The following is a 7,099-nucleotide window of genomic DNA, read 5'->3' as shown; positions in this document are numbered from 1 at the left end:
CAAGCCCGCTGACGCCGCCAAGCCCGCTGACGCCGCCAAGCCGGCCGAAGCCGCCAAGCCGGCCGCCGAGGCTGCCAAGCCCGCCGAAGCCAAGAAGCCCTAGGCTTCTTTCGCACCAAACGCACAAGGCCCGCTCCGGACGAAACCGGGGCGGGCCTTTTTCATTGCCGCCTGCGCGGCGGAAATGACCTGCCGCTAGATGTTCAGCAGCGCGGCCTTGATGCGGCGCTTGCCAAAGGCCAGGGCCTGGCTGTTGCTGTGGATGAAGATGTCCACGGCGCGGTTGTGGCGGGTGGCCATGAGGTCGTTGATCTCGTAGATGCCGATGCCTTCCAGCCGCACCTTGCGGCCAAACACCCAGCCCCGGTCGAACAGGTCGCGCGACACCGCGATGGTGCCGGGCTTCACCCGGCGCATGCTCGCGGCGATGTCCGGGTCGCTGTCGGTCTGGGCGGGGTCGGCGTTGTAGGCCGTCACCGTGACCACGGCGTTGGGCACGCTCAGCTCCTCCAGACGGCGCAGGTACTCCGGATCGGACACGACCAGCTGCGCCACTTCGGCGCGGTACTCGTTCTGGGAATAGCGCTTAAGTTCCGTCAACTCGCCGCGCTGTGAGGCCAGGGCGGCCAGGGAGAAGAACAGGGCCGCCGCCATGGCGGGCAGGATGGCGACCTGAAGGGGCCTTGTCATTGGTGTCCTCCTTGAGGGGAGTGGTCTGCCGGCGCCTGCGAGGCGGGCGCGGGGTCCCCGCCGGAGCAAAGCAAGGATCGCGCCAAGGCGCGCCGATTCAGGCCAGTGCTTGCCTCAGGAGGAAGGGGCCGAAGGGGTGGGGGTGGAGCAATCGGCCAGCACGGTCAATATCATGACAGTGCCGCCGCCCTCGCGGGGCCGGGCCTGGATGTCGCCGCCAAGCCGCCTGGCCAGCCTGCGCGCGATGGCCAGGCCAAGCCCGGCGCCGCCGTAAACGCGGTTGATGCCCGCATCCGCCTGGACAAACGCCCCGAACAGGGACTCCGCGGCCTCGGCGGGGATGCCGATGCCCGTGTCCTCCACCCGGAAGGCCACCCGCGCCGCATCCAGACCTCCCGCAGCCGGGCCGCCCTCGCCCGGGCCAGCGCTCAGCCGGATCGACCCGCTGGCGGTGAACTTCACCGCGTTGTCCAGCAGGTGCTCCAGGCACTGGCGCAGGAGCGCCGCGTCGGAGCGCAGGAATTCCGGCAGGCCTGGCTCGACCACGGCCTCGAAGCCGAGCCCCTTGGCCCTGGCCTTCCGGCCCGCCGCCGCGTCCAGGGCCTTCAACAGATCCCCGGCCGGGAAGCTCCGGCAATCCACGGGAATGTTCTGGTCGGCTTCCAGCCGGGCGTATTCCAGCACGTTGCTCAAGAGCAGGTGCAGGCGCTCTGCGGACTGCATGGCCACGTCCACGGACTCCTGCTGGGACTCGTCCAGGGCGCCGGCCCGCAGCACCTGGAGCATGCCCAGCACGCCGTTCAGGGGCGTGCGCACCTCGTGGGTCATGTTGGCCAAGAACTCGCCCTTGGCCCGGCTGGAGGTCTCGGCGGCGTCCTTGGCCTCCAGGAGCGCCCTGCGGGAGAGGACCTGCTCCACGCCCAGGGCGAAGATGTCCGCCAGGGCCTGCGCCGTCGCCAGGTCCGCGTCGTTGAAGTCGCGGCCGGGGTTGGCCAGGGCGACCTGGGCCACCAGCCGCCCCTTGACCAAGGCGGGTACGCTGAGGAACTGCCGCAGCGGCACATGGCCGGGCGGCAGGCCACGGGCGCTCGGGTGCGACTCCGGGTTGTTGTCGTAGAACCCCTGGCGCAGATTCAGGCCGTGGCCCCACAAGCCGGGGTGGCTGCCGTCGGGGTTCGCCAGGAAAATGGGTTGGTCCGGCTGCACGGCGCAGGCGTCGCCCGCGACCATGGCGGTGGTGGTGTGCGGCATCAGGTGCCCGGTGGCGAGGTCGACCACCGACACGTAGCCGTGCTTGCTGCCGGTCATCTCCCGGGCGCTGCGGAGCAGCATCCGCGCGACCTCCGCAAGGTCCGGCTCGGCGCTGATGAGCTCGCGGGACACCTGGACCAGGCTGCGGTTCAGCAACGCCTCGGCCTGAAGGCGCTGCTCCGCCAGCTTGCGCTCGGTGAGGTCGCGGGCGATGCCCACCGCGTATTCCACGCCCTCGTGCTCGATGAGCGAGGCCTTGGTCTCCACGGGGAACATGCTGCCGTCCTTGCGGCGGTAATACACCTCAAAGGTGCTGACGCCGCTCTGGCGCAGCGTGCGGGTCAGCTCCGCCCAGTTGTTGTCGCCGCGCTGCGGGTTCACCGCCCGGGCGTCCATGCCCAGTATTTCGTCCTGCGTGTAGCCCAGGCTGCGGCACACCGCCTCGTTGGCGTAGCAGATGCTCCGGTCGGAGATGCGGACCCAGAGGATCAGGTCCTCCGCCCTGTCCATGCTGAGCTGGGCCTGGCGCAGGTGGGCCTCCAGGGCCAGGCGGCCGGAGATGTCGCGCATCACGCCGAGCACATACTCCTCGCCCTCGTGGCTGATGAGCGTCACGTGAAACTCCACAGGCAGCTGGTTCCCGTCCTTGCGCCGCAGCTCACCCTGCCAGACCTTGCGCTCCAGCCGACGCAACTCCTCCACGGTCTCGCGCCAGTTGGAGATGGTGCGCGCCGGGTTCAGGTCCACAACGGTCATGCCGAGCAGCTCCTCGCGGCTGTAGCCCAGATGACGCGTGACGGCGGCGTTGGCATAGGCATACCTGCCGTCGAAAGCGGAGGCCCAGAAGATCAGGTCCTGGGCGTTGTCCACCGAGACCTGGGCCTGGCGCAGCCCCGCCTCCAGGGCCTTGCGCTCGGTCAGGTCCACGGCCACGCCCAGAAAGCCCGTGAGCGCGCCCGTGGGCGCGTACACCCCGGTGACGGTGAGCTGCACCGGCACATGGCCTCCGTCCTTGCGCACGTAGGTCCACTCGTGGGCATCGAAGGCCTCGGCCCCGCCCTCCCGCGCCAGGGCCACAAAGGCGTCGAAGCCCTGCACGGCGTGGCCCAGCCGCCTTGACAGCTCCTCACCATAGGCCTCCACCTCCGTCGCCAGGTGGATGGCGGCGGGCGTCAGCCTGCCCACCAGCTCCTCGGCCCGGTAGCCCAGCATGCGCTCGGCCCCGCTGTTGAACAGGCGGATGACCCCGTCCAGGTCGGTGGCGATGACCGAGACACGGGTGGCCGCCCGCAGTACGCTGTCCAGGTGGGACTCGGAGAATTCCCCGCAGCGGGCCTCCTCGGCCTCACACGCTCGCAGGCTGGCCCTGACGCGGCGCAGGCACACCGCCTGGAACAGCAGGCAGCCCGCAAGCGCCAGCCCCAGCGCAAGGATCACGAGCCTGGGCGCGCCCGCCGGCACTCCTGCCAGCCAGCCCTCGAACAGGGGCGAGTCGCGAAAGAGAAAGGCCAGCAGGCCCGCCGCCGAAAAGGTCACGAGAAGGCTGACCGGCGAACAAGGACGGCGCGGCGACGTCTCCGAGGGTCGCGGCGGAGGGGTGCGGGGTGAAGAGCGGTCATCTTCCACGCGAAACTCCAGGCTTAGGGGGGATAAGCACCGCATTCCTGATTAGCGTAGTCGCGGCGCTGAGGCAATGGGGTCGGGCGAACTTCGCGGCTTCTTGCACACGGCGCTTGTTGGGCGTAGGAATATTGGATGCTGGGGTCTTTACATACCCCACCCGGGTATTATCTCCTGACGAGCAAGGGAGGCCACATGGCGCAAGAAACCACCGCGCGGGCGCGCATCACCGGCATGCACTGCGCGGCCTGCTCGGCCCGCATCGAGCGCATCCTGCGCGCCACGGACGGCGTGGCCAAGGCCGACGTGAACCTGGCAGCCGAGAGCCTCACCGTCACCTTCGACCCCGACCAGACAAGCGTCGAGGCCATGGCCGCCAGCATCGCCGACGCGGGCTTCGGCGCCCTCTTCGCCCCCTTCGGGGGTGCCAAGGGTGAGAGTGCAGGGGCCACACTCTTTCTGGCCATCACCGGCATGACCTGCGCGGCCTGCTCGGCCCGCATCGAGCGCGTGCTGCGCGCGGCCGAGGGCGTGATTTCCGCCGACGTGAACCTGGCCGCCGAGACCGCGCAGATCGTCTACGACCCCGCCCTGACCAAGGCCCAGACCCTGCGCCAGCTCATCGACGACGCGGGCTTCGGCTCGCAGATCGTGTCGCGCTCCGCCGCCCTGTTCGAGGAACGCCGCCGCGAAGCCGCCCTGCGCCTGGACGCCCAGAAGCGCGAGCTCATCCCGGCCTTCGCCTTCGCCCTGCCCGTGCTCATCCTGTCCATGGGGCACATGGTGGGGCTGCCCCTGCCCCAGTTCCTGCACCCGGACCACGCCCCAGCCACCTTCGCCCTGGCCCAGCTCTTCCTGACCCTGCCGGTGCTGCTGGCCGGGCGCGGGTTCTACCTGCGCGGCATCCCGGCCTTGCTGCGCCGCGCGCCGAACATGGACTCGCTGGTGGCCATCGGCACGGGCGCGGCCTTTGTCCACAGCCTGTGGAACACCGTGCTCATCCAGCTCGGCAACGCGCCTGTCATGCGCGCCATGGACCTCTACTACGAGTCCGCGGCGGTGCTGCTGGCCATGATCTCGCTGGGCAAGTACCTGGAGGCGCGCTCCAGGCTCAAGACCTCCGACGCCGTGCGCGCCCTGGTGAGCCTGGCCCCGGAGACGGCCACCGTGCTTCGCCCCCCCGCTCCCGGGCAAGAGCAGCTGGCACCGGAGGAAGTACGCCTGCCCGCCGCCGAGGTGGCCCCCGGCGACGTGGTGCTGGTGCGCCCCGGCGAGCGCCTGCCCGTGGACGGCGTGGTGCAGACCGGCGTCAGCGCCGTGGACGAGAGCCTGCTCACCGGCGAGAGCCTGCCCGTGCCCAAGGCCCAGGGCGAGCGCGTGGCCGCGGGCACGCTGAACGGCTCCGGCGCGCTGACCGTGCTGGCCGACAAGACCGGCGAGGACACCCTGCTGGCGCGCATCGTGGACCTGGTGCAGCAGGCCCAGGGGTCCAAGGCGCCCATCGCCAACCTGGCCGACCGGATCAGCGCGGTGTTCGTGCCCGTGGTCATGGCCGTGGCCGTGCTGGCCGCGCTGACTTGGCTGGTGGCCGGGAAAGACGTGGGCTTCGCCCTCAAGATCTTCACGGCGGTGATGGTCATCGCCTGCCCGTGCGCCATGGGCCTGGCCACGCCCATGTCCATCATGGTGGCCACGGGGCGCGGCGCGCAGCTCGGCGTGCTGGTCAAGAGCGGCGAGGCGCTCCAGGCCGCCGGGAGCATCCAGGCCGTGGTCTTCGACAAGACCGGCACGCTCACCTTCGGCAAGCCCGAGCTGGTGGACTTCGTGTCCGCGCCGGACCTCGGCGTGTCCGAGAACGAGCTGCTGGCCCTGGCCGCCGGAGCCGAGAGCCGCTCCGAGCACCCCCTGGCCCAGGCCGTGCTGGCCGAGGCGAGCGAGCGCGGCCTGTTCGTGCCCGTGCCGGATTCCTTCAACTCCCTGCCTGGCCGCGGCATCGAGGCCGTGGTCTCGGGCTTGCGGCTGCGCATCGGCAACGCCGCCTTTGCCGGGGCCGGCTTCGCCCACGTCAACGGGCAGGAGAACGTCCTGGCCGAGGCCGTGGCGCGCCAATCGGCCCTGGGCATGACGCCGCTCTGCCTGGAGCTGGACGGACGGCCGGCCGCAGTGCTCGGCGTGGCCGACAGGCTGCGGCCCGAGGCCCCGCGTGTGCTGGCGCGGCTCTCTCTGCTTGGCCTGCGCACGGTCATGCTCACCGGCGACAACGAGCGCACCGCCGAGGCCATCGCGGCGCAAGCGCGCGAGGCCGGGGGCGTGCTCGACGAGGTGCTGGCGGGCGTCCTGCCCGAGGGCAAGGCCGACGGGATCAAGCGGCTGCAGGAGCGCGGGCTCAAGGTGGCCATGGTGGGCGACGGCGTCAACGACGCCCCGGCACTGGCCCTGGCCGACGTGGGCCTGGCCATGGGTTCGGGCATCGACGCGGCGGTGGAGTCCGGCGACGTGGTGCTCATGCGCGAGGGGCTTTCCGGTGTGCTCACGGCGCTGGCGCTCTCCCGGGCCAGCATGCGCAACATCCGGCAGAACCTGTTCTGGGCCTTCGCCTTCAACACCATCGGCATCCCGGTGGCGGCGGGGCTCCTGTACGCCTTCGGCGGGCCGACGCTGAACCCCATGCTCGCGGGCACGGCCATGGGCCTGAGTTCCGTCACCGTGGTGGGCAACGCCCTGCGCCTGCGCTTTTTCAACGCCTGACATCAAGACAAAAAGGAGTCCCCCATGACGACGATCACCGTGAAAGGAATGAGCTGCAACCACTGCGTCATGTCCGTTACCAAGGCCCTGGAGGCCCTGCCCGGCGTCGCGTCGGTCAAGGTCGACCTGCTCTCCGGCAAGGCGACCTTCGAGGAGACCGCGCCTGTTGACGCCGCGACGGTCAAGAAGGCCATCGAGAAGATCGGCTTCGAGGTCGTTGGGTAGGGCGGCCTAGCCCAGCTTGTCGCGCACCTGGCGGAAGAGCTCCTGCACTTCCGCCGGGGTGGCCTCGGCCACGCCGGAGCCCGAGCGGCTGACAACGCGCCGGATGAGCCCCACAAGGTTGCCCCGCGGGGTGGTGGTGCGCTCGAACAGGAATTCGCGGGTCAGCGCCGGGCCGAGGCTCAGCTCGCAGGTCCAGGACTCCGGGCCTTCCGCGAACCACAGGGCCGGGGCGCTGTCCGCCGGACGCAGCACCTCAAGCAGCCGCGTCACGGATTGCCCGCCCGGCAACCCCAGAAACTCCCCCCGCTCCGAGCGGATGACCGCCGGCAGCTCCAGGAACGCCTCCTCGGGCTGCGTCGGCGCCTCAAACAACGGCTCCGGCTTGGGCTCTCGGCCCAGGGCATAGGACGCCACCGCCCCGGCCTGGCCGTGCACGGTGACGATCTTGCGCGCCGTGACCACCGTCGGGCCGACGGTCTCGGACAGCGCGGGTTCGGGCTGCGGGGGCTGCGCGGGTTCGGACTGCGGCGCGGGTGTCGGCTCCGGGGTCGGCGCGGGAGTCGGC

General features: G+C 70.7%; 4 protein-coding genes and 1 pseudogene. 2 read left to right on the top strand and 3 right to left on the bottom strand.

Annotated elements, in window-relative coordinates; all coding sequences use genetic code 11:
* Positions 1-195: 195 nt before the first annotated feature.
* Together RDU24_RS15650 and RDU24_RS15645 are read right to left on the bottom strand one after the other, a co-directional pair.
* Entirely contained in the window at positions 196-690 is a 495-nt protein-coding gene (locus RDU24_RS15650) for a hypothetical protein (RefSeq protein WP_308736717.1), read from the bottom strand.
* A 114-nt stretch (positions 691-804) separates the two neighbouring features.
* The gene (locus RDU24_RS15645) at positions 805-3,477 is read right to left on the bottom strand and encodes a PAS domain-containing sensor histidine kinase (RefSeq protein WP_308736716.1); all 2,673 of its coding nucleotides are present in this window, start codon (positions 3,475-3,477) and stop codon (positions 805-807) included.
* Positions 3,478-3,756: 279 nt separating this feature from the next.
* Here RDU24_RS15645 and RDU24_RS15640 point away from each other — a divergent pair, with 279 nt between their 5' ends.
* Together RDU24_RS15640 and RDU24_RS15635 are read left to right on the top strand one after the other, a co-directional pair.
* Positions 3,757-6,309, top strand: coding sequence for a heavy metal translocating P-type ATPase (locus RDU24_RS15640; RefSeq protein WP_308736715.1), 2,553 nt, complete (start codon positions 3,757-3,759; stop codon positions 6,307-6,309).
* Between the two features lie 24 nt (positions 6,310-6,333).
* Positions 6,334-6,534, top strand: coding sequence for a heavy-metal-associated domain-containing protein (locus tag RDU24_RS15635; protein ID WP_308736714.1), 201 nt, complete (start codon positions 6,334-6,336; stop codon positions 6,532-6,534).
* 6 nt (positions 6,535-6,540) lie between these two features.
* Here the strand turns inward: RDU24_RS15635 and RDU24_RS15630 are convergent.
* Positions 6,541-7,099: pseudogene (locus RDU24_RS15630) on the bottom strand (hypothetical protein); the annotation flags it as partial.

Origin of the sequence: Humidesulfovibrio sp. (genome assembly GCF_031082295.1) — a bacterium.
In the GTDB taxonomy this organism is placed as follows: domain Bacteria; phylum Desulfobacterota; class Desulfovibrionia; order Desulfovibrionales; family Desulfovibrionaceae; genus Humidesulfovibrio.
Note: the sequence above shows the minus strand (reverse complement) of the source record. Positions and strands in the feature narration are given on the sequence as shown.

What these genes read in the sequence shown, in the direction of transcription:
- RDU24_RS15635 (WP_308736714.1), top strand. Translation starts at nt 6,334, where the DNA reads ATGACGACGATCACCGTGAAAGGAATGAGCTGCAACCACTGCGTCATG.
- RDU24_RS15640 (WP_308736715.1), top strand. Translation starts at nt 3,757, where the DNA reads ATGGCGCAAGAAACCACCGCGCGGGCGCGCATCACCGGCATGCACTGC.
- RDU24_RS15650 (WP_308736717.1), bottom strand. Translation starts at nt 690, where the DNA reads ATGACAAGGCCCCTTCAGGTCGCCATCCTGCCCGCCATGGCGGCGGCC.